This is a genomic window from Streptomyces altiplanensis, assembly GCF_053591575.1.
Genome location: NZ_JBSFUB010000219.1, coordinates 1 through 2303, shown reverse-complemented (window position 1 = coordinate 2303; position 2303 = coordinate 1). Strand labels below are relative to the sequence as shown.

General features: G+C 72.6%; 1 protein-coding gene. It reads left to right on the top strand.

The genetic code is table 11. The annotated features are described in order from the left end of the window. On the top strand, nucleotides 1-2303 hold a 2303-nt coding region (locus ACWD0Y_RS36580; RefSeq protein ID WP_450264565.1), incomplete at both ends, for a polyketide synthase dehydratase domain-containing protein.

The window sequence follows — 2303 nt, the reverse complement described above, 5'->3', positions numbered from 1 at the left end:
GCCGAGCCGGTCATCCCGGTGGTGTCGAACCTGACCGGTGGTATGGCGTCGGCCGAGGAGCTGTGCTCGGCCGGGTACTGGGTGCGCCACGTCCGCGAGGCCGTGCGCTTCTCCGACGGTATCCGCACCCTCGGTGAGCAGGGCGTGGCCACGTTCCTGGAGCTGGGTCCGGACGGGGTGCTCTCCGCCATGGCGCAGGAGTCCGTGTCCGAGGGAGCCGTGACCGTACCGGCCCTGCGCAAGAACCGTGCCGAGGAGGTCACGCTCGTCACCGCACTCGCCCAACTGCACGTCCACGGCGTGCGGGTGGAGTGGGCCGCGTTCTTCGCGGGCACCGGCGCCCAGCCGGTGGACCTGCCGACGTACGCCTTCCAGCACGAGCGCTTCTGGCCGAAGATGACCTTCCAGCCGGCCGACGCGACCGGACTCGGACTCACCTCCGCCAACCACCCGCTGCTCGGCGCCGCCATGTCCGTGGCCGGCTCCGACGAGCTTCTGCTGACGGGCACCCTCTCGCTGGCCACCCACCCCTGGCTGGCCGACCACGTCGTCAGCGGGATGGTCTTCTTCCCCGGCACGGGCTTCCTCGAACTCGCCATCAGGGCCGCCGACCAGGCCGGCTGCGACCGCGTCGAAGAACTGATGCTGGCCGCCCCCCTCATCCTGCCGCGCACGGGCGCCGTCCAGGTGCAGATCTCCATCGGGGGCGCGGACGAGGAGGGCCGTCGCGAACTGCGCTTCTACACCCGCCCCGCCGACGCGCGCGACGACGAGTGGACGCTGCACGCCTCCGGGCGGATCGGCAACGGCGAGCAGGTGCTCGACTTCGACGGAGCCGTATGGCCGCCCAAGGGCGCGACCGTGGTGGACATCGAAGGGCTCTACGACCGCTACGCGAGCAACGGACTCGACTACGGCCCGGTCTTCCGCGGCCTGCGCGCGGTCTGGCGCCGGGGCGCGGAGATCTTCGCCGAGGTCGCCCTCGACCGCGCGGTCAGCGACGCCGGAGACTTCGGCGTGCACCCGGCGCTGCTCGACTCCGTCCTGCACAGCACGGTCTTCGCCAGCGCGGACGGCGACGACCGCAGCCTTCTGCCCTTCGCCTGGAACGGGGTGTCCCTGCACGCCTCCGGTGCCTCCACCCTGCGCGTCCGGGTGACCAGCAACGGCCAGGACTCCGTACAGCTCGCCGCGGTCGACGTACAGGGCGAACCGGTGATCTCCGTGGACTCGCTGGTCCTGCGGGCAGCCGGACCCCAGCCCGCCGACACCGGCCGTCGCGACGAACTGAACTCGCTCTTCCGCGTCGACTGGGTGCCCGGTACGCCGGAGAAGGTGTCCGCGGACACCACCTGGGTGGTGCTCGGCACGGACGAACTGGGCCTGGGCGCCGCTCTCGCCTCGACCGGCGCCGTCAGCCTCGGCGTCCCGGCGGCCACCCTCGCCGAACTGGCCGCCCGCGAGAACGCGGCGATGCCTGCCATCGTGGTCGCACCCCTCCGGGGCGACAGCGCGCGCGGCGCGCAGTCGGCCAACGAACTCGCCCTCCACGCCCTGACGTTGGTGCAGGAGTGGCTTGCCGACGAGCGGTTCGCCGGCTCGCGGCTGGTGTTCGTCACCCGTGGCGCCGTCGAGGACGCCCACGGGGGCGTCACGGACGTGGCCGCCTCCTCGGTGTGGGGCCTGGTGCGCTCCGCTCAGGCGGAGAACCCCGGGCGGTTCCTGCTCGTGGACGCCGACGACGCCGACGAGTCGGCGTCCGTGCTCCCCGGCCTGCCGGGCCTGGTGGACGCCGACGAGCCGCAGGCCGTGGTCCGCGAGGGCGCGCTGCGGGTGGGCCGGCTCGCCCGACTGGAGTCCGGCACGGGCCTGGTGCCCCCGACGGGCGGGCCCTGGCGGCTGGACAGCCGCGCCAAGGGCAGCCTGGACGGACTGACCCTGGCGCCCTTCCCCGAAGTTCTTGAACCGCTGATCGGTCACCAGGTACGGATCGAGGTCCGCGCCGCCGGTGTCAACTTCCGCGACGTCCTCAACGCCCTGGGCATGTACCCCGGCGACGCCGGACTGTTCGGCTCCGAGGCGGCCGGCGTCGTGGTCGAGACCGGACCCGACGTCACCGGACTCAACGTCGGTGACCGGGTCATGGGCATGCTCTTCGGCGGCTTCGGCACCCATGTGGTGGGCGACGAACGCATGATGACCCCCGTCCCCGAGGGGTGGTCGTGGGAGGTTGCGGCGTCGGTGCCGTTGGTGTTCTTGACGGCGTATCACGCGTTGGTGGAGTTGGGTGGGGTGCGGCCGGG